The organism is Leptospira licerasiae serovar Varillal str. VAR 010, from assembly GCF_000244755.1.
Classification (GTDB): domain Bacteria; phylum Spirochaetota; class Leptospiria; order Leptospirales; family Leptospiraceae; genus Leptospira_B; species Leptospira_B licerasiae.
Window position 1 is genome coordinate 17423 of record NZ_AHOO02000011.1, and the last position, 19914, is coordinate 37336.

Below are 19914 nucleotides of genomic sequence, written 5' to 3' on the forward strand. Positions count from 1 at the left end.
GACGCAGAGTTAAGAGAGGCACAGGGGTTTGGTCACACATAGGCACAAAGACACGGAGATGAGTGGAAAATATTGGAGTTCCTACATGACTGCTAAAACCTTAGCGCCTTCGCGTCTCAGCGCGCTAAATATAGCTGGTCAATTTTCATGCCAAGCCGCCAAGTTAAGAAGATATTTTATCCAGGAAGCTTGAACTCTCCGTGGGCTCTGTGACTCTGTGTGAAAATTTCTCGGAGTCTCTTGCTTCTTCGTGACCTCCATACGAAAAAATAAAAAAGGCGCTAAAACCCCAGATCCTCTCTGCAGCTTAGCGCCTCTGCGTGAAAACTAAAAGTTCTTATTGGAACAAGCGAAGTAGCAATCCGCCGTGCTGAACGAAGAACTCCGCGAACACTAAGCTTGTAATCGCCATCAATTTGATCAAAATATTGATAGAAGGACCGGAAGTATCTTTTAAAGGATCCCCTACGGTATCTCCCACAACTGCAGCCTTGTGTTGGTCGGAACCTTTTCCACCTGCAGCTTTTTCGATGTATTTTTTAGCGTTGTCCCAGCCGCCACCGGAGTTCGCAGAAGAGATTGCAAGAACCACACCTGCTACTAATGCTCCAGCTAAAACACCGGACAAAGATTTAATTCCGAACAAGTAACCTACTACGATCGGAGTTAAAAGAACTAAAAGTCCAGGAAGGATCATTTCTCGGAGCGCCGCAGTGGTGGAAATATCCACACATCTTTTGTAATCAGGTTTAGCTTTTCCTTCCATGATCCCAGGGATCTCACGGAATTGTTTCCTAACTTCTTCTACCATGTCTACAGCAGCTTTACCTACTGATTTCATAGTCATAGCTGTGAAAACGAATGGAAGCATAGCTCCGAAAAGTAATCCGCCGAAAACTTCCGCATCTAAGATATCCAAACCGGTAGTCTTAGTTCTGGTGATAAATGCTGCAAACAATGCTAAGGAAGTCAGAGCAGCAGAACCGATCGCAAAACCTTTTCCGATAGCAGCTGTAGTGTTACCTGCAGCATCCAGGGTATCAGTACGATTACGAACTTCTTTTCCGAGTTCGGCCATCTCAGCAATCCCACCCGCGTTATCCGAAACTGGACCGTAAGCGTCTATAGTAAGACCGATAGCGATTGTAGAGATCATCCCGAGAGCAGCAATTGCGATCCCGTACATTCCCGCCAAAATATTCGCAGTAACGATCGTGATCACGAGAAGGATCACAGGAACCACAGAACTTTGGTAACCTAATGCAAGTCCGTAGATGATGTTTGTAGCAGCTCCAGTTTTAGAAGCGTCCACAACCTCTCTTACAGGCTTATAAGAATGAGAAGTATAATACTCGGTGATGAGACCGATAAACATTCCTGAGAAAAGACCCACAACCAATGAAATGAATACATTCCATTTACCGATCGTTTTACCCGCGATCTCGAAAGAATCCACCATGTATTTATCAGTTACAAAATACATGATCGCACCAACGATCAGAGTAGAAACCCAAAGTTGGATCTTTAGGACCTTCTCCACATTTCCTCCCTCTTTCACAGAAGCGATGAAGGAAGTTAAAAGAGAAGCCGGGATCCCGAAAGCGGAGATCAAAAGTGGATATAAAAGAGCGTCTGTATTTCCAGAAAGAGCAGTAGCAGTAGCGCCTATCACAAGAGCGGCACAAGTAGCCTCGGCGCAGGAACCGAAAAGATCGGCACCCATACCTGCAACGTCACCTACGTTATCTCCTACGTTATCTGCGATAGTCGCAGGGTTTCTAGGATCATCCTCAGGGATTCCTTTCTCTACTTTACCTACTAGGTCAGCACCGACGTCCGCAGCCTTAGTGTAAATTCCCCCGCCTACTCTTCCGAAAAGAGCCACAGCGGAACCACCTAGGCCGAAACCTGCAAGAGCTTCCATCAGGAAAAGAGTTCCTACGTTTTGGAATAAATGAGTATAAAGTAGGAAAAGTCCAATCATACCGGAAACAGCAAGACCAACCAGCCCGAATCCCATTACTGCACCCGAGTCGAAAGCGACTCTGAAAGCCTTGGACATAGAAGTTTTAGCTGCCTGAGCCGTACGAACGTTCCCGATGGTCGCGATCTTCATCCCGATAAAACCGGAAAGACAGGAAATCAAGGCCCCTGATACGAAAGCGATCGCAGTAAACAACCCGTCGTTAAAATCCGGAGTTTCCGGATTGTCCAAAAGGAAGAAGATCAGAACAGCCATAAAGGCGATGAAAAGAGAAATGGTCTTGTATTCTCTCACGAGGAAGGCCATAGCTCCTTCGGAGATTGCGGAAGAAATTTCGATCAATTTCTTGGATTCGTTATCCTTTCCGCCCTCAGTTCCGATTTGGATCCTGGTGACCTTCAATGCGTACACTACGGCGGTCAAAATAGCCAGGACGGCAAAAGCCAGAATAATGGTTACCGAATTCATTCAGGGAAACCTCTTGTTTTTTTTTAAAATTTCCGATGGTTTAAAAAGATGGGAACTGTGTTAGCCAAAGCTAAGGAGAAGATCGCCTCGCGGATCCGGGCAATTCTCCCCCAAGTAGAGCCTTTGTTTAAAGGGGGCTTCCGCTTATGAGACGTACACTTTCCATTTGGTTCTTTTTAGTTATTTGCACTATAAAATCGGTCCTGGCCTTGAGTTCAACCTTTTCTTGGGAAGAGCTGATCCAACAGGCCGGGGAAGAAGCAGCAAGAGGCAGATACCAGCAAGCGTTGGAAAAATTACAGATCGCCGACGAAACAGGAGAGCCTAGAGACTTTCGTTACTATTGGATTTTAGGAAAATCCCAAAAAGGAAAGGGAGAAGAATTAGAAGCGCTCAAAAGTTACGAAACTAGCCTTCGATTAAATCCGGAGCAAAGCAAATTATTGGAAGAAATGACGGATCTATACGATTCACTCAGATTTCCGGATAAGGCCCTGAACACTGCTCGGGTAATATTATCCAGGGATCCGGAAAACAGAGATCTCAGATACAAAGCGTTACTTTGGTCTTCTCGTATCGGCGACCTAGAATACTATAAAGCCACTTTAAAAGAATTAGAATCCTCCAATCCATATATAACGGAAGAACAAGCTCTATTAGATGAGATCTCAGGTTTCCAAAAAGCGGGAAAAATAGACGACTCGATAGCAAGATGCAAAAGATTCCTGCCCTACTTTCCTCGAAATAAAAGTCTACATAGGCTCTGCATCTTATCTTATAAATCTAAAGATTCCTATTTATATGAAGAAGGATTACTCCAAAGAGCGATTATATTTAGGGACGAACCGATCTTTCATCATATATTAAGTATGGAATATTTGGATCAAAGAAGGTTCGTAGAATCCGCCGCATTAGCGAGAAGAGCTCTATTACTTTCTCTCAGAAAGAATCTGTTTCCGGATAAGGACTACCTTCTTCCTTTAAGAAGATATTATATACAAATCGGATCAGACTCCGGGATCTTAGGGACCGAACTTTTAGAAGAGATCATCCGCGCCAAAAAAAGTCCGAGTAAAGAAGAGTGGGACGTATTACTCAAACATTCTTCGTTCAGTTGGGAAGTTTTGGCATTTGCGCTCAGATCCGTCGCGGAAACGGAACAAGAAGAATCGGCTCTTATCATTTCTAAAGAATGGAAAGACATGTATAAAAACCTAAAAGCCGGAGAATTGGAGAAGGACCTTTCCAGATACGCAGGACCTTACAGCCTGGACAAAACTTTTCAGTTCTATTTAGAGACAGGTTATTCGCTCCCAGAAACGGAGTAAGTTAGGATAAATTCCTTGCCTCTTCTAACCGAGTATTTCCAATTACTTTCGTGCCTATAAAAGGAAGGCAAGAAACCTAGATGAGAGTATTTATTTCTATCCTCGCCATTCTTTTACTTTTCGCAAGTTGTATCATTAGCTATTCTGATTTTCCCAAAAAAGACAAACCTTCCAAAGGAATTATCTACTTCAGCGTAGAAGATCCCAAAGATTGGAATCCTCATGAAAGAAGAAAAGAATTTCTGAAAAAAGGATGGAAAGAGTTAGAATCGGATAGTTCTCCCCAAAAAGACAAAGATCGTATCCATTTTTTGATCAGTAGATTTCCCGGTTTAAGCAGAAATGAACCTGCGGTCAGAAAAGCACTGTCTCAAAAAGGCTGGAAAGAAATAGAAAATTATCCGCCTGAAAAAGGATATTATATAGATATGAAGTCCTCTCAAAAAGATCCTTCTTTGACTGCTATGATCTTTTTGTATCTTTCCTACGCCACTTTTACGATTATCCCTTCTTATAGCGGGAAAGACGGCGCAAACATTACATTTACCGTATATAAGGACAATTTTGCTTGGAAAACTTTCGAGTATGAAATTACAAGAAAAGCATTCGTATGGATACTTACGTTACCCGTTCTTTGGTTAAACTACACCTATCCCACCGAAATGGAAGCTTACCAAGCAGTAATAGATCAGTTCGAGTCGGATCTATATTCTTCTAAAATATAACTTAAAGTGTCGGAGCCTTAGGGTCCAAAAGATATTCTATCATAGCGAGTATCCTTTCCGGAGGCATAGGTCTAGTAAAATAATGATCGTTCCGAAAAGAAGGATATACCAGACTCCCAGGATGGACAGAATCGGATAAAAGAATAATCCCGTCATTCGGGCCGTAATTCATTAAAAAATTATAATATGGGCGAGCCCTCTCTGTCACATGTCTAAACAATGGGACTCCGACCAAATTGATCATTTTGATCCCGGGAGGAAGTTTCCAATCTCTATCCAAAGGAGCATCCTGTCCTTTTCGGATGGATAAAAATCCATCCCAATCGTAACCTTTGAAAAAAAAGTAGCTTCGGACTTCTAACTTAGTCCAAAAATCATTTAGGATTCCTTCTATCATTCGGGAACCTTTTAAGATCCCTCCTATACTATACCAACCCTTGACTTTTTTAAAATAAGGCTCGTTCCCACATCTCTCGATTGCCATCCTAAAATCGGAAGAACCTTTGCTAGGAGAGGCTACGATCACAGTTTCTTCCGGATTTGAGACTTCCAAGTATTCGCAGATAATCTTTGCATTTTCGCGCACATCGCCAACCTGTCCGATCGGTATCAGATCGGAACGAATCCCTACAGAAGCCACCATCTTTCGAATAGATGCACCGTCCGCTCCCACGCTCGGATTATCCGCATAGAACATCCCTGGCACCATTGCAAGCACGATCTTTTTGGAGGAAAAATCGGGTCGTTTCCCTGAAAATTCCTTCTCCTTCTTGTCCAAATATTCCAAAAACTTTTTATTCTTCGGATCATTGATGATCCTATGATAAAAAATCGCAGCTCCCTTATCTATGTCATCAGTCTCTTCCGAAATTTTTAAAAGATTTTCCTCAGTCAATTTATCCAACGAGTTTAATTCCGGATATGCATTAGAGGCCCAATCCAAATAAGCCTTTTCATCTTCGCAAAGATTTTTAACACGATAGGCAGGAGTATCGCAGGAAACTTTTTTCATTTCCGGGCCTGGATCGGGAACCTTCAGGTCTCCGTCCGCCCTTCCGCTGCAAAAGTTAGAAAAAACGAATATAGAAAATAATAAGAATACTTTAGGACCAGAACGGATCATATCAGCAGTTTTCATTTAAGAAGGAAATACGAAGAGAGAAAATTTAGGAAATAGAAAAAAGGTCGCATAAAATTAAAATTTACACGACCCTTAAAAACCGTTTCACCTAAACGATCCGAATGGATCAAATCGGAAACAATTCGATAGATTTGTTCGTTATAAACGAACTAAGAGATGATTAATCTCCGTAAGCTATCGTACAGTTGGAAACGTAAACTGATCCAAGAACGTTGGATCTGTTGAAATCAATGGATTTAACCACTTTGATTCCACCTTTTTTAGCAGCAGCTTTGATACCTGCATCACCTGTAGCGATCAATGCTAAAATAGAAGATGCACAAGCTTCTCCTGATTTTTCACCGATTCCGTCTTTTTGAGAGTTGTCTCTGTTGAAGATGGTCGCGTTGTCGGTTACGTTGGTATATAGAGATCCGTAAACAATTGGAAGGCAATTGGATACAGAAACCAATACTAACGCTGCAGCTAATAACATGATTTTTCTCATTGAATCTATCTCCGTGTTACTATATTACTTTTTATTTATTTTCGCTTAGTTTTGCGTGATTGTTGGACCCGAAAGTTTTTCGGTAAGAAACAAAAACATAAGAAAGGAACGTCATACCGTCTTTGAAAATGTTCTAAATGGTAAAAACTTAAGAGAGGATCATCTTTTTGAGAAGATTCGAGTCAAGATTTAAAAAAAGAAAAATAACAAAAAAACTACAGAAGTAGTATTCCAAATGGGAGACAAAAATCATATAAAAAGTTTTATCCGAATTTTCCGCAAATACGGACAGAGGCTTCGAAAAATTTTTCCGATTGTCCGTGATTTTGCGAGTAAACAAACCCCAAAGTAAAAAATTCTTTCCAAAGAGAAAACTTTTCCGTTATCACGAAGGCGAATGTCGCGTTTTCTTTAATTCTGGTTGACATCTTATTTTTGGAGGAATTTTATATTTTCCAACTAAAAAGGAAGGAGAGGTTCGTTTATGAAAAAAGAACTTCTATCGATAGGATTAGTCGGTTTACTCTGCTTGTCCTCGGGAATTTCAGTCTCCGCCGCAGACTACGGTGTAGCTGGCTGCGGGCTTGGATCTATAGTTTTTAAAGAAAACAAAGGTGGCCAACAAGTTTTGGCAGCCACTACCAACGGGACTTCGGCAAACCAAACTTTCGGGATCACTACCGGAACTTCTGGATGTGCTACCGACGGATTAGTCCATAAAGAAAAAGTACAAGAAGTATTTGTTTCCCTCAATTTCAATTCTTTGGAAGTTGAGATGGCAAAAGGAAAGGGAGAAAAATTAGAGGCTCTTTCAGGACTTCTAGGCTGTTCCACAAACGGAACCGCTCAATTGGGAGAATATACTAAGTCCAATTTCGAAGTATTGTATACCCAAGAAACCACTCCTTCCTCTTTACTGAGCGCGGTAAAAGACGGGATCAGAAAAGACGCAGTGCTCTCTAAGAGCTGCAAAATTTAAGGAGATAACTCATGAAAAGAATATTAGCAGTATCTCTATTTCTCGCTTTAGTAGCTTCTCCACTTTACGTAGCTTCCGCTAAACACGGCGCCGCAGGATGTGGTCTGGGTTCTATCGTGATCACTGAGAACAAAAAAGTTCACCAAGTAATTGCGGCTACCGTTAACGGAACTCTCGGAAACCAAACTTTCGGGATCTCCACAGGAACTTTAGGATGTGAGACAAGCGGTTTTACCCAAAAGCAAGCAGAACAACAGATCTTTGTTCATATGAACTTCCAATCTTTGGAGCAAGAATTTGCCAAAGGTTCCGGTGAAAAAATGGAAGCTTTCGCTTCTTTAATGGGCTGTTCCGATATGGGAACTTTCGGAAAAGTAGGAAAAGAAAAATTCTCCGCACTTTTCGACCAAAACACTCCGGATTCCTTTTTGGAAAAAATGAGATTCGAAGTAGCAAACAACTCCGCCTTAGTCGGAAGTTGCAAGATCTAACGTAAATCCCTTTTCAGGGTCAAATTCCCTTCTCCGAAAGGAGAAGGGAATATTCTCTAATCTAAAATACTAAGTGCCGACCAAGTATTATTCTCTTTTTCTAATATTCTTTCTATTTTCTATCTTCGGGACTTTTCCGGCTTATGCAAAGGACGGCGAAAAGATCTTAAAATACCAAAAATTGGCGGAAACCAATAAACTTTGGGAAGATAGATACTGGATCCTTCTATTACATTATACTAAAACCACGTTCGGGTGGATAAGCGAGGCTGATTCGTCTTCTTTTTTCCTTTCCGGAGAAGGACGAAAAGATCCGAAACAAGAACTTCTCTCTGCAATCGAAACTTTTATGACGAATGTGTCCGCTCCGACCGGAGAGGAAAATTGGATGCATCCTGTATGTAAATTTCCCGAAAGAAAAAGATGGATCCAGGAAAAACTTTCCATCCCGGATGGAGATTTTGCTCAAGTGGAATGTTCCAGATTCGAAAAATGGTTCGCTACTTTAAACCCAAAAGGTGCAAAAATCATATTCGCTTCTTATTATATGAATGCGCCCGCTTCTATCTTTGGTCATACTCTCTTAAAATTGGATTCCGGAGATCCTAATCGAAAAGAGATCTTGGAATATTCCGTGAACTATGCCGCAAATGCGGATCCTGATTCCACAAATGCGATCGTGTATTCCATTTTCGGTTTGTTCGGCGGATATCCCGGGACATTCTCCTTGTTTCCTTATTATGTTAAGATTGCGGAATATAACGATATTGAAAGTAGAGATCTTTGGGAATATGAGTTGGATCTGAAAGAGGAAGAAGTCAAAAGAATGACCAGACATCTCTGGGAATTAGGAGCAGCCACATTCGATTATTATTTTTTAGACGAGAACTGCTCTTATCATCTGTTCTCTTTGATAGAAGTAGCGAGACCAAGTCTTCATCTTAGGGACAAGGCCCCATTTGTGATCCCCGGAGATACCGTTAAAAAATATATGGAACAGGCAGGTCTTGTAAAGGATATCAAATACAGGCCTTCTCTACATAGCAAAATTATACAGAAACTGAGAAAGATGAACGAGAGCGAAAGGGATCTTTACGAAAACGTAATGAAAGATGGAAATATTTCCTTTTTGACAAATATGGAACCTGATCCCAAGATCAGGATTTCTTTTATTTCGGACACGATACTGGATTCATTTCGTTACAAAAAAGCGGAAGGAGATTCTCCAAAAGGGTGGGATCAAACATACAAACAATTACTTTTGTTCAGAAGTAAACTTCCGACCGACTATGAGGATTCCGGATATTCTCCAATTACGCAGAGTCCTCATGTAGGACATGGAAGTTCCGCATTGTATAACGAAGTGGGAACTTCTAACTTAGGAAATTTTGTTGGATTCGGTTATAGAGCCGCGGTTCACGATCTTTTGAATACAGATCAGGGTTATATTCCGAATTCTTCCGTGGATTATTTTTCTCTTAAGGCAAGGTATTATCAGGATTCCAAAAAACTTCATCTAGAAGAATTCCATATTATCCGACTTCTTTCCTTAACTCCCTATAATTCGTTAGGTCGATCCGTATCTTATTTTGTGGATTCAGGAGCGGACTCTTCCGTGTATGAAAAGAAAGGAAACAAAGAGGATCGAAAACTCCTGGAATGGCAAACTTTACTCCGACCGGAAGATCTATCTTACACGCTCTACAGACTGGACGATATCTCTAAATCGGAAAAATATGAAAGGGTCACGAATGCAAATATAGAGACCACTTTCGGTTATAGTTTTCAGGACCAATTCTCGGAAGGACCAAAACGTTTCTTATTCTCCGCTCAAGCCGGAGCGAAAGTAAGATACAACGGTAAATACGATACGAATGCAGTAGTTGCCCCACAAATCGCCGCTTATTGGATCGCCAATTTCGATGTTTTTAAAGCGGTCCTATCTTTACACTATTACACTTTTTCAATTTATGGGATACCGGACGATTATAAGGCACAATTAGGTTTTCGTTATGCGATCCATGCCAACCATGAATTAAGATTAGAGGCCAAAGCCCAAAGGAATTATAATGAAGCTAGTTTCTCCTATGTTTACCAATTTTAAATATATATTATATTCCGTTCTTCTTTTTATATTTCTGGGAAACTGCTCTTCCATGTTATTTTATCCAACTAGAGAAATGTATATCCCTCCTGAAAAAATGGGATTCCAACCTGAAAAAATCTCTCTCCAAATGAAAGACGGAACAAATATTAAACTTTGGATCTTCAAACCTTCCAAAATAAAGGCTAAGGCAAGTATTCTTCAATTCCATGGGAACGGGGACAACATGTCGAGTCACTATATCAGCCTGGTTTGGCTCGTTGAAAAAGGATACGAATTGGTCATCTGGGATTACAGAGGTTATGGAGATTCGGAAGGAGAAGCGGAAAAGGAAGCTATATTAGAAGATTCTAAAGAAGTTCTCATATTCGAGCAAAATAGAGCGAAAGAACTGGGCATTCCTTGGATTGTTTACGGGCAAAGTATGGGCGGAGCGCTCGCGATCAGAGCGGTTGGAGAAATGCAAAACAAAGACGGATTGTTGCTGGTAGTCGGAGATGGAACTTTCGCGTATTATTCACATGTGGCCAAAACAGTAGCTGAGAGAGTGTTTTTCTTTCCAATAGGTCAATTAGTCGGATTTTTCTTTTCGGATCATCTAAGCCCAGGAGAAGTAGCGGACCAAATCTCTCCCGTAAAACTATTAGTGATCCATGGAACGGAAGATCAGATCGTTTCTTATCCGAACGGTATGGAACTTTTCCAAAAAGCGAAAGATCCTAAAATTTTCTGGGAGATTAAAGGTGCAGGGCATTTGGATTGGATGGAAATGGGAAGGTCCAAAGGTGCAAAAAATTTCGTAAAGTTCCTGGAAGAACTGATCTCTCACTGGGCTCCCTAATTTTCGGAAGGGCTCCAATACATTCTTTTACCTTCTAATAAAGATCTCAGAGCATCTTCCGGTTTAGATTCTTGGATGAATAGGTCCGGCAAGGAGAAGTTACCCGTATTAAAAAGTTCTATCGATAAGAAGATGATCTTACCTTCTTTAGCAAAGAAAACTTTTTCAAAATCTCTACATTTCAACGCGTAAAATCCCGGAACCAACTCAAAGGTCTTATATTCTCCGGAATCCAATCCGAAATTCTGGAATAAACTTCGATTCCCTTCTTTGAAAGATCCCGGATATTTATACAAGTCTATAGTAAAAGAGAATAAGGACTGCGCCTCTCTTTGTGGTCTAAGCACATACAACAATGCCTTATCTTCTTTCACTTTTTTAAGTTGGTCGAATCTTTGGGTACTCGCACAAGATCCGATCCCTGAAACCAGGCATAAACAAAATAAGAAGGTTCTAAAGTAGACAATGTCCTGAAAAAATCTGGTAGCTCCTTGGGCTCTCCGGTTAAAATTGACCTTAATTCGAGGATTTTTCATGAAAATTGAGTTCACACCCGAGCAGTACGAAACCTTACTAAAATCCATCGCGATCTCCAGTTGGATGATCAATGCATTTAACGAAGGTGACGAGGAATTAAATTCCTACGCGGAACTCGAGCAATACATACTTTCCTTTGCAAAAGATTTTGGGAAGCAGGAATTCGTAGACTACGACGCGGCTGACGATGTATATTTCCCCACTCGTAAATTCGAAGACCAAACGGATATTTTCGATATTATCTCCGATTATGATAATGAATTATTCTGGGATGAGCTAATTCACAGAATGGCCAGACGGGATTTCCTCCAAGAATATGGAGAAACTGGTGTGGCCTCTATGGCGATCGAGGAAAGAATAGAAAAGGAAGCTCCTTATATCAGCAAATACGAAGAGATATTTACCAACCAAGGTTTGGAGAATATAGACATTCGTCCTTAATCCATGTTTGATCAGGAACCTTTCGGAGTTTTAGAAATTGAGAACCTTCTACCTAACTTAAGAGGAGAAGGTACATTAGGAAAAAGAAAAATAGAGATCCCTTATTCTCTTCCGGGAGACGTATACGACGTATACAAGTTCGGAAAAAGAAAAGTGTTCTATAAATGGAACCCTACCCGCTTGGAACCGAGGGCTTCGTCTCCTAAATGCCCAAGTTTCGGAGAATGTGGAGGATGTTCCGGTCAACACCTTCTCTACCCTGACCAATTCAAATTAACATCCGAGCCGATCCTAAAAGGATTAGAAAATTTTAATACGATCCACAAAGGAACTTCTCCAGCCGAATCTTCTTACTCTTACAGGAATCGTATGGACTTTGCAGTTTTTCCTGGGCGTGTCGTCGGCTTAAGGATGTCAGGAAATTTTAGAAGGATTGTGCCTATAAGTAATTGTTCCATTCAAACAGATTGGGCAAATTCCGAAATGCCTCTTTTTCAAAAACTTTTGGAATGTTTTCCGGAATTGGAATATGATCGCAAAAAAGAAACAGGTTATCTGAAATATCTCACTCTTCGCAAATCCGTCTTCAATGATGATTCCATGAGTATCCTAACTTTTACGGAAGACTTCAAGAATGAAGATCTGATGGACCGAGTAGCCGAAAAAGCAAAAGAGATCTTAAGCGCTAAAAATATAGTTTTCTGTTTCAACCGCAAAAAAGGCGAGATCTCGGCTTCCGGAGAAGCGTTAGCTATCCGAGGAAATATCTATCTGATAGAAGAGATCTGGGGTAAAAAATTTAAAATCCCTTTCGACGGATTCTTCCAGCCGAATCCGAAAGAATTCATTAAAATTTTAGAATTTATCAGATCTAAGATTAAACCTGCGGAAAATCTCGCTGACCTTTTTTGTGGAAGCGGTTTTTTCTCCATTCTTTTCGGCGAAAATTTTTCCAGGATCTTAGGGATTGATATCATATCTTCTTCCGTTTCCGCGGGCGAAGAGTTCCTACAAGAGGTCTTCCCGGATAAAAAAATAGAATTTCTCGCGTTCGATTTATTTCACAAAAAAGGACTGGAAAGAATGTCTTCGGCAAATCTTCCTTGGAAGGATTCTGTAGTGATCGCGGACCCTCCCAGAAGCGGTCTTTCCCCCGAGTTGTGTGCCTTCTTAAATTCCAACCCTGTTTCCCAGCTTATTTATATTTCCTGTAATCCGGAAAATCTTTTGAGGGATGCCCGCATTCTGGAAGGATCCTACCAAATGGAGGAATTCCTACTCTGCGATCCATTCCCTCAGACTCCCCATCTGGAAGCAGTATCCATCTTCTCCCCTAAAAATCGCTGAAGGGAATCCGATTTTTCTTCGATAATAAGTACCAAAGGTATACGAAACCGACAGGTGCCCATGAAACGACTTTCTATCATTATTCTATCACTCTTAATTTTGGCGGTCTGGGGCTGTAATACCGTCATTATTCGTCCTTGGAATTCTCCGAACGCTCTCAAAACTTCCGAAAAGATCCGAGTCTTTTTAGGAAAGGCTGAATCCGATCTGATGATCAAAGCGGATGGTGTGATTTTCGTATATGATGTGAACGATCTTCTGATCAAACGTGCTTACGATGCGGTTTCTTTGGACGCTAAAAAATTAAAAGCACCGATCCGCTTCGTTGCAGACAATCCCGGTTTGGAATATAAGGGAAGAAAGTTTAGAGGAGAAATTTTACTCCAACCTGATAAGAATGGTAACGTTCTACTCATCAACAGAGTTCCCTTAGAAGAATATTTGTATTCAGTCGTTCCTTCCGAAGTTCCAGCAGGCTGGCCTACCGAAGCATTAAAAGCGCAAGCGATCTGTTCCAGGACTTATGCGATCAGAGAGATCCTGAATAAAAAAGATACTGCTTACGATGTGGAATCCACTGTGAATTCACAAGCCTACTCCGGTATGGCGAAAGAGAATCCGAGAACCACTCAAGCCGTTCGAGATACCGAAGGCGTTCTTGCAGTTTATGAAGACGATCCTATCCATATGTTCTTTCATTCCAATAGTGGAGGAAGAACAGAAACTCCAGACCAAGTTTGGGGAGGCAAAAGACTTCCGTACTTAGAATCTGTTCCGTCTAGATTTGATGAAGCAGGCGATAATTTCGTTTGGAAAGAAATTTTAAACCAAGATAAAATGGACCAAACTCTTTCTTCCTTAGGCGTTGGTTCTATCCAATCTGTCCAAGTTCTTTCCAGAACTCCTTCCGGTAGAGTGGATCTTTTGGAAGTGATCGGTAAACAAGGCACTTCTAAAATTAAAGGTAAAGAATTCCGCAACTTACTCGGAACTTCAGTCAAGTCTCTTCGTTTCGGTATCAAAAGAGAAAGTGAAGGATTTCTGATCAAGGGGATGGGTGCTGGCCATGGCGTGGGCCTAAGCCAATGGGGAAGTTTTGGCATGGCGAAACAGAATTTTACGTACGCGGAAATCATTCGTCATTATTACCAAGGGATTGAATTCGCGAGAATTACTAGGTAAGAGGCGCAGAGAATATTGAGCCTCTGAGGGTTGGTCACACAGAGCTGCAAAGATTCCCACGCAGAGACGCTGAGCCGCAGAGAAAAGCCGGGAAGGTTTTTATATGCGGTGTTGGAATTCCTACATTTCCCTTTATCTCCGCGCCTTTGTGTCTCTGTGTGAGAAAAAACTCAGTGTTCTTTACGAACTACATGCAAACCTATCGTTTGTCCCCGAACTTATTTTAAATCTATAAAACCATTATATAATCTAAGAATCCATCACTCACCCTCTCCGCGTCTTTGCGGCTCTGCGTGAAAATTTCTTTGCGTCTCGTTGCCCTTTGTGTCTCTGTGTGAATATTCCCTTGCTTCTTCTACTAAAGAAAACAAAATAGGATCATGTCGAATCCGACAAACAAGATCACCATCCGAAATCTAACCAAGTCCTATATAAACGGAAAACAAAACTTCCCTGTCCTGAAAGGGATCAACATAGATGTTCCGGATACATTTTTAACTTTGATGGGCCCATCGGGTTCGGGTAAATCCACATTTTTGAATATTCTCTCCGGGATTGACCAAGCTGATTCCGGAGAAGTTTGGATCGGCGGAAAAAATCTAAGCAATTTTACGGAACAGGAACTCACAGAATACCGCAGGAATGAGACCGGGATCATATTCCAATTTTTTCACCTTCTTCCTTACTTAAACGCTTTAGAGAATGTAGCTTTACCTTTATACATCTCCGGTTTGGGAAAATCAAAAGCAAGAGAGATCGCAAAAGAAGCATTGGAAAAGGTGGATCTAACCCATCGCACCAAACATAAACCGGACGAACTTTCCGGTGGAGAACAACAGAGGGTTGCGATTGCAAGAGCGCTTGCAAAACGTCCGAGTATCGTTTTGGCGGATGAACCTACCGGAAATTTAGATACATATCACGCTCATAAAATTTTAGAACTTCTATTAGAATTGCAAGAAAAGGAAAAGTTTTCCCTATTCATCGTAACTCATGACAAGGAGATCGGAGAAAAAGGAAAGGTCCGACTCAAGATGAAGGACGGACTCATCTTACCGGAACAAAACCCTGCCCTGGATCTTGTATGAATTTATACCTCTTATTTTTGTACGAATATTTTAAGACTCATCTTCCTAGATTTATATTCGCACTTTTAGGAATTTCTTTGGGGGTGGGCCTATTCTTATCCACTACGAGCAATGCAAACAAAGCGGAAAAATCTCTGATCGATTTTTCCATGGGATACTTAAAAGGAGATTTTAATTTAAAAATTTCCTCAAATAGGCCAGGCCAAAGTTTGGATTGGCAAATCCTTTCTCAGATACATTCTCATCATGATCTCAAAAATATTTCAGCAATCAGACCTAGAATACAACAAGAAGGAATTTCATCGGATAATCTGAGAGTTCTATATATGGGAATGGATCTTACCAAAGAACATTTGGGAATTCCTTTAAAGGAAGATATCGGTTCAGAAACTTCCGGTCCATTAGAAAAAACGTATGTATCCAAGTCTTTAGCGGAGAAATTTAAAGGCGCCCCCTTTAGCCTATTGTTAAACGGAAAAAACTGGGAGTTTAAAAATTACGTTCCGGTGGATATGGAAGGCGGTTTTCTGATCATTGAAGATATTTCCCTGATCCAAGAAAAGCTCGGAGATATCCAAGGCGCGGATTATCTTCTTTTAAAATCTTCCGATACGGACCTTTCACGTATAAAAGAAAACTTGCAGCGGATCTTAGGATCGAATGTCAAAATAGAAACTTCAGAAGAGATCCAAGAAAAATCCGCGAATGCACTTCGTTCTTTTCAATTAAATCTACTTATCATTTCTTTTATCTCGCTATTGATCGCATTCTTCATGGTATCGAACACCATGACCGGTTTGTATTTGAGCAGAGAAAGAGAACTAGGGATCTTAAGGACATTAGGATTGGACGTTAGATCCTCTATTTTTCTTTTTTTAAGCCAGTCGGTCTTACTAGGAAGTATAGGAACCGTTTTAGGGATCGTATTTGGGATATTTTTCTCCGGTTTGGATTTTTTCCGTCCCGAATCAGGGCTTGTAGATAAAAATATATTATCCACTTACAGTTCTATTTCTCTTTCCGATTTGGGTCTTGCTGGGGGGCTCGGGATCTTGGGTTCGGTCATTTCCTCCGTGTATCCTGCGATCCGAGCCGGGAAGGTCCCTCCCCTTTCTATCTTAAGAGATTCTCAGAAAGATAAAAGGCAGATCCCAAATTCCAGACTGGCAATTTACGGTGGAATCATATTTTTTTCTTCTTTAGGGATCTCTAATATTCCTTCTCCTTGGAAACTCCCTCTGCCCGGTTTGCTGGGAGTGGGAGGTGTTACTATCGGGATCACATTCGCTTTTCCTTATCTTCTTTCCTTATTCAGTTCCGGTGTTTCCAAAATTCTGGACAGAAGCGACAAAAGTTTTCCTTTTTTCAGGATCGGCCTGGAAGAATTAAAAGAAAATCCGGGAAGGAATACTTTGACTGCGGCAACAGTGATGCTTGCGGTTTCTTTAGTCTTATGCCTGACCATTCTTACCGACAGTTATAAAAAATCACTGAATGATTGGGTAGATTCGGAATATCCTTCGGACTTTACGATCATCAACGATCGATTCTTTCATTCAGGTATCCATGGAGGAGTCCCCAAAGATCTTCCCGAAAAGATCAGAGAGTTGGGAGTAAGCTCATATTTGGACGGATTTTTGGTAAATACTTCGTTTGAAACCGACAAAGGGAACTTTATCATTCACGCTTACGATTTTTCCGTTTATCAGGATAAACCGGAAAGAATAGAGAACGAAGTAAAAGAAGAAACGGATATTTTAATTTCTTCGAACATGGCGCATTTAAAAAAGCTGAAAGTGGGAGATGTGTTGGTTTCCCAAACCCCTTTCGGTAAAAAAGATTTTCGCATTAAAGGTATTAAGGAGCATTTTTTCTCGGAAAAAGGAACTGTGATGATGGATATCCGTTCCTATGAGAAAAACTTCGAAGTTAAGACTATTAACTCTATTAAACTTTTCTTAAAAAAGGAATATTCAGGCTCTTCAGGCATGGAATATTCCAAAAAGAAAATTTTGGATTTTCTGAATTCAGATCCCAAATACAAAGATTTGATCTTGCTTGATTCAACACAACTCAGGGAAATTTATCTTTACGAGATCAATAAGGTATTCAGAGTTTTGGATTCCCTGAAAGCGACCGCCATTCTGATATCCGTCATTTCCCTCCTTTCTTCTCTGGTCCATACATTATACGATAAACGTAGGATCTTAGGTCTTCTCAAATATTTAGGAGCATCTCAGGATCAGCTTGGGACTATCCTCAAAACAGAGTCGGTTTATTTGACAGGATTCGGTGCGTTCTTCGGGATCATCTCTTCCCTGATCATGTCCCCCATCATCCTTTATGTGGTTAATAAGAACGCCTTCGGTTGGACCTTAACCTTCTCATTTTTACCGGAAACCCCGATATTTATCCTGATTTTTGCGCCTATCTTAGGTTGGGTTTCCGCCGTTTATCCTTTACGTTTATTGAGAAAAATGAGCTTCCAGCTCAGTCCTGAATAAGGAAAACTATCTTGATTCCCAGCTGCCTGTAAGTAAGTTATTCCTTCGAATGGCTACTCAGCTAGAAATCGCCCTGGAACTTGCGGAAGAGATCAAAAAGATCAATATGCAGGAAGACAATCGGATTCCTACTTCCGATTCTTTTTTGAAAGATATGATCGCATTCTTTTCCAGGGATGTACATGAGATCCGACAAACCCTGGAAATGCTCAGGGAAGCTAAGTATATTTTTATCATTAAGATTGTTCTTCCGGAACAGTCCAAAAACGCCAGGGATCAAGACCAGGGAGTAGACGCTTATATCTACGCGGACCTTAAGATCGTAAACGAACTGAAAGGCTTTGCGGAGAAAAAATTGGAGAAGGCCTACGAGGCAACTTACTATAAAAGAAAATCTCCCTTCCAGATCACTAGAGAATTATTTCCCAAGATCAAAGAACATAATAACACTCCTCTGGGAAGGTTTATCAATATTGCGGTGATGCTGGAAGAATACCAAAGAGTTCTTACGGCGGCTCCCAACGACTACGACGATAATCGACGCAGAAATTTATTATCTGAGTTACTGGAAAGAAGTGGGACTCCGGTTACTGTTGCGAGAGATATTCCGGATTATGAAATCACATCTTTGGGCGGGGGAAGCGGTTCTCCTTTAGGTCATAAAAGAGCGGCTGACGCAGTCGCATCTAACGAGGTCTCTTTTAATCCTAAAAGCCCTTGGTCCAGACTTACTTCCAAGTTTTCGGCGGAATTTTTAATTCGTATTCATTTGAGAAAATACGAATTCGATACGGTGCGCAAACTGATACTAAGCGGAAAGTTAGTCAACTTCGAAGATCTAAAGTATGTAAGAGATAGCGTCCAGACTATGGAGAACCATGTGCACTTGGACCCTCTACTGCGAAATTTTACGGAAGAGATGACCGAGTTAAGAAGGCTTGCTCAGAAAAAAATGAATATCCTGAAAGGAATCACCAATTCAGGATCTATCCAAAGTTAAACCCACTCGAAATATCGAGCGATAAAAACGATCAGCAATATCACTAAGATAAAGATATAACGTCTTCTTGCGGAATATCCCGTGTCCATTCTATCTTTAGGAAAATAGATCATAAACAAAAGCGCGTTCGCTACGAATACTATAAAGAGAGCATCTTGTTTTTCTTTCCAATAGCCGCTTCCAAAGGCGATTGCAGCTCCTATCGAAGGGAGAAATGCGATTAACGATTTCCAACTTAGGACCTTAGTATCTTCTTCGAAAACTTTCGCCTTTTTGCCGGACTTCTTTTCTAATTCGATTAAGAACTGATCCATATTCTCTATATTTAATATAGGGATATAAGTTCCTTGTTTAGAGATTAGCAAGATCCTTTCATAACCGCGAAATCTATCCTTTTCTATACTTTCCAGATCGCGAAATTCGAACTCCATACATTGGCCTTTCGCGTTCCATTGTTTTAAGGAAGAAGAATCCAATTCAACTTTGGCGCCTTCCAAAACTTTTAACTGCCTTCTATAATTTTTCAAAAGAAGAAGTATAAGTACTCCGCTCAAAAGCAAATACATGGAAAGAAATGCGGATCTTTTGTCCAATTCCACCTGAACGAAACTTACGCCGATGAATATTACAAAGACCGAAAGCACAAGTCCGGTGCGGATCAGCAGCTTTTTCTTAAAAACGGGGGAATCGTATTTGAATACGGACATTAATCTAAACTTCCGAATTCGGATTTTTTAAATAAAGGGAAAACTTTGATCCCTTCTTCTTCTATCGCTTTTCTTCCGCCTTCCTCTCTGTCCAAAATGCAGATACAAGCTCTCACTTCCAGTCCGGCATCCCTCAAACTTTTGATTGCTTGCAAAGTAGAACCTCCGGTAGTGATCACGTCATCCACAACCACACAGGATTTGACCGCGTTCACTCCGCCTTCTACCAGGTTTTTGGTACCGTGTTCTTTGGCTTGTTTTCGAACGATAAGCGGAAACACATTCTTGGATTGTTTACGATATTCCAAAGCGATTCCGAAACAGATCGGATCTGCTCCCATTGTGAGACCGCCAAAGGCTTCTTCATTATCCAGACCGGATTCCGGGAGATGTTTTTCCACAATATACTTACAAAGTAATTCCAATCTTTGAGGATGGAGAGTGATTTCCTTACAATTAAAATAATGCCTGGATTTTCTACCACTAGCCAGAGTAAACGGTTCTTCTCGGAAACGATAGGCGTGGGTTTGAATGAGTTGAAACAATTCTTCCCTCAAAGC

Annotated in this window: 18 protein-coding genes; 12 read left to right on the forward strand and 6 right to left on the reverse strand. The window is 40.9% G+C overall.

All coding sequences use genetic code 11. The features are described from left to right. Window positions 1–337: 337 nt before the first annotated feature. On the reverse strand, window positions 338–2452 hold the full coding sequence (locus LEP1GSC185_RS12655; protein WP_008589377.1) for a sodium-translocating pyrophosphatase: 2115 nt from the start codon (window positions 2450–2452) through the stop codon (window positions 338–340). 146 nt (window positions 2453–2598) lie between these two features. Here LEP1GSC185_RS12655 and LEP1GSC185_RS12660 point away from each other — a divergent pair, with 146 nt between their 5' ends. Next, the gene (locus tag LEP1GSC185_RS12660) at window positions 2599–3780 is read left to right on the forward strand and encodes a hypothetical protein (RefSeq protein ID WP_008591234.1); all 1182 of its coding nucleotides are present in this window, start codon (window positions 2599–2601) and stop codon (window positions 3778–3780) included. A gap of 80 nt (window positions 3781–3860) precedes the next feature. Further along, entirely contained in the window at window positions 3861–4505 is a 645-nt protein-coding gene (locus LEP1GSC185_RS12665) for an LIC12231 family lipoprotein (protein WP_008589490.1), read from the forward strand. A 1-nt stretch (window position 4506) separates the two neighbouring features. Here the strand turns inward: LEP1GSC185_RS12665 and LEP1GSC185_RS12670 are convergent, their stop codons facing one another. Together LEP1GSC185_RS12670 and LEP1GSC185_RS12675 are read right to left on the reverse strand one after the other, a co-directional pair. After that, window positions 4507–5643 (reverse strand): hypothetical protein, encoded by a 1137-nt coding sequence (locus LEP1GSC185_RS12670; protein WP_008590255.1) that lies wholly within the window; start codon window positions 5641–5643, stop codon window positions 4507–4509. A 163-nt stretch (window positions 5644–5806) separates the two neighbouring features. After that, the gene (locus LEP1GSC185_RS12675) at window positions 5807–6133 is read right to left on the reverse strand and encodes a TRL domain-containing protein (protein ID WP_008590379.1); all 327 of its coding nucleotides are present in this window, start codon (window positions 6131–6133) and stop codon (window positions 5807–5809) included. Between the two features lie 484 nt (window positions 6134–6617). Here LEP1GSC185_RS12675 and LEP1GSC185_RS12680 point away from each other — a divergent pair, with 484 nt between their 5' ends. The 4 genes from LEP1GSC185_RS12680 (at window position 6618) to LEP1GSC185_RS12695 (ending at window position 10548) form a co-directional block, all read left to right on the forward strand. Beyond that, window positions 6618–7112, forward strand: a complete 495-nt coding sequence (locus LEP1GSC185_RS12680) for a DUF3015 domain-containing protein (RefSeq protein WP_008589479.1) — start codon at window positions 6618–6620, stop codon at window positions 7110–7112. An 11-nt stretch (window positions 7113–7123) separates the two neighbouring features. Further along, window positions 7124–7603, forward strand: a complete 480-nt coding sequence (locus LEP1GSC185_RS12685; protein ID WP_008590522.1) for a DUF3015 family protein — start codon at window positions 7124–7126, stop codon at window positions 7601–7603. Window positions 7604–7676: 73 nt separating this feature from the next. Further along, window positions 7677–9707 (forward strand): Lnb N-terminal periplasmic domain-containing protein, encoded by a 2031-nt coding sequence (locus LEP1GSC185_RS12690; protein ID WP_008591424.1) that lies wholly within the window; start codon window positions 7677–7679, stop codon window positions 9705–9707. Beyond that, window positions 9673–10548, forward strand: a complete 876-nt coding sequence (locus LEP1GSC185_RS12695; RefSeq protein ID WP_008591212.1) for an alpha/beta hydrolase — start codon at window positions 9673–9675, stop codon at window positions 10546–10548. The genes LEP1GSC185_RS12690 and LEP1GSC185_RS12695 overlap by 35 nt, the downstream gene beginning before the upstream one ends. On the opposite strand, the gene LEP1GSC185_RS12700 is transcribed toward LEP1GSC185_RS12695, so the two are convergent. Then, a complete protein-coding gene (locus LEP1GSC185_RS12700) occupies window positions 10545–11084 on the reverse strand; it encodes a hypothetical protein (RefSeq protein ID WP_008590009.1) in 540 nt (179 codons plus the stop codon). The genes LEP1GSC185_RS12695 and LEP1GSC185_RS12700 overlap by 4 nt on opposite strands. On the opposite strand from LEP1GSC185_RS12700, the gene LEP1GSC185_RS12705 reads away from it, so the two are divergent. The 6 genes from LEP1GSC185_RS12705 (at window position 11083) to LEP1GSC185_RS12730 (ending at window position 18647) form a co-directional block, all read left to right on the forward strand. Further along, window positions 11083–11526 (forward strand): hypothetical protein, encoded by a 444-nt coding sequence (locus LEP1GSC185_RS12705; protein ID WP_008589780.1) that lies wholly within the window; start codon window positions 11083–11085, stop codon window positions 11524–11526. The two genes, LEP1GSC185_RS12700 and LEP1GSC185_RS12705, sit on opposite strands and share 2 nt — an antisense overlap. Before the next feature lie 3 nt (window positions 11527–11529). Continuing rightward, window positions 11530–12873: a class I SAM-dependent RNA methyltransferase gene (locus tag LEP1GSC185_RS12710; RefSeq protein ID WP_008590887.1), complete on the forward strand. Its 1344-nt coding sequence runs from the start codon at window positions 11530–11532 to the stop codon at window positions 12871–12873. Window positions 12874–12933: 60 nt separating this feature from the next. After that, the gene (locus LEP1GSC185_RS12715; RefSeq protein ID WP_008589513.1) at window positions 12934–14055 is read left to right on the forward strand and encodes a SpoIID/LytB domain-containing protein; all 1122 of its coding nucleotides are present in this window, start codon (window positions 12934–12936) and stop codon (window positions 14053–14055) included. Window positions 14056–14435: 380 nt separating this feature from the next. Then, the gene (locus LEP1GSC185_RS12720) at window positions 14436–15143 is read left to right on the forward strand and encodes an ABC transporter ATP-binding protein (RefSeq protein ID WP_008590393.1); all 708 of its coding nucleotides are present in this window, start codon (window positions 14436–14438) and stop codon (window positions 15141–15143) included. Further along, window positions 15140–17647, forward strand: a complete 2508-nt coding sequence (locus LEP1GSC185_RS12725) for an FtsX-like permease family protein (protein WP_008590893.1) — start codon at window positions 15140–15142, stop codon at window positions 17645–17647. The genes LEP1GSC185_RS12720 and LEP1GSC185_RS12725 overlap by 4 nt, the downstream gene beginning before the upstream one ends. Before the next feature lie 49 nt (window positions 17648–17696). Continuing rightward, the gene (locus LEP1GSC185_RS12730) at window positions 17697–18647 is read left to right on the forward strand and encodes a hypothetical protein (protein WP_008591762.1); all 951 of its coding nucleotides are present in this window, start codon (window positions 17697–17699) and stop codon (window positions 18645–18647) included. On the opposite strand, the gene LEP1GSC185_RS12735 is transcribed toward LEP1GSC185_RS12730, so the two are convergent. Both LEP1GSC185_RS12735 and pyrE read right to left on the reverse strand, forming a co-directional pair. Beyond that, window positions 18644–19354, reverse strand: a complete 711-nt coding sequence (locus LEP1GSC185_RS12735) for a hypothetical protein (RefSeq protein WP_008590208.1) — start codon at window positions 19352–19354, stop codon at window positions 18644–18646. The genes LEP1GSC185_RS12730 and LEP1GSC185_RS12735 overlap by 4 nt on opposite strands. Beyond that, the gene (gene pyrE / locus LEP1GSC185_RS12740) at window positions 19354–19911 is read right to left on the reverse strand and encodes an orotate phosphoribosyltransferase (RefSeq protein ID WP_008590431.1); all 558 of its coding nucleotides are present in this window, start codon (window positions 19909–19911) and stop codon (window positions 19354–19356) included. The genes LEP1GSC185_RS12735 and pyrE overlap by 1 nt, the downstream gene beginning before the upstream one ends. Window positions 19912–19914 lie beyond the last annotated feature (3 nt).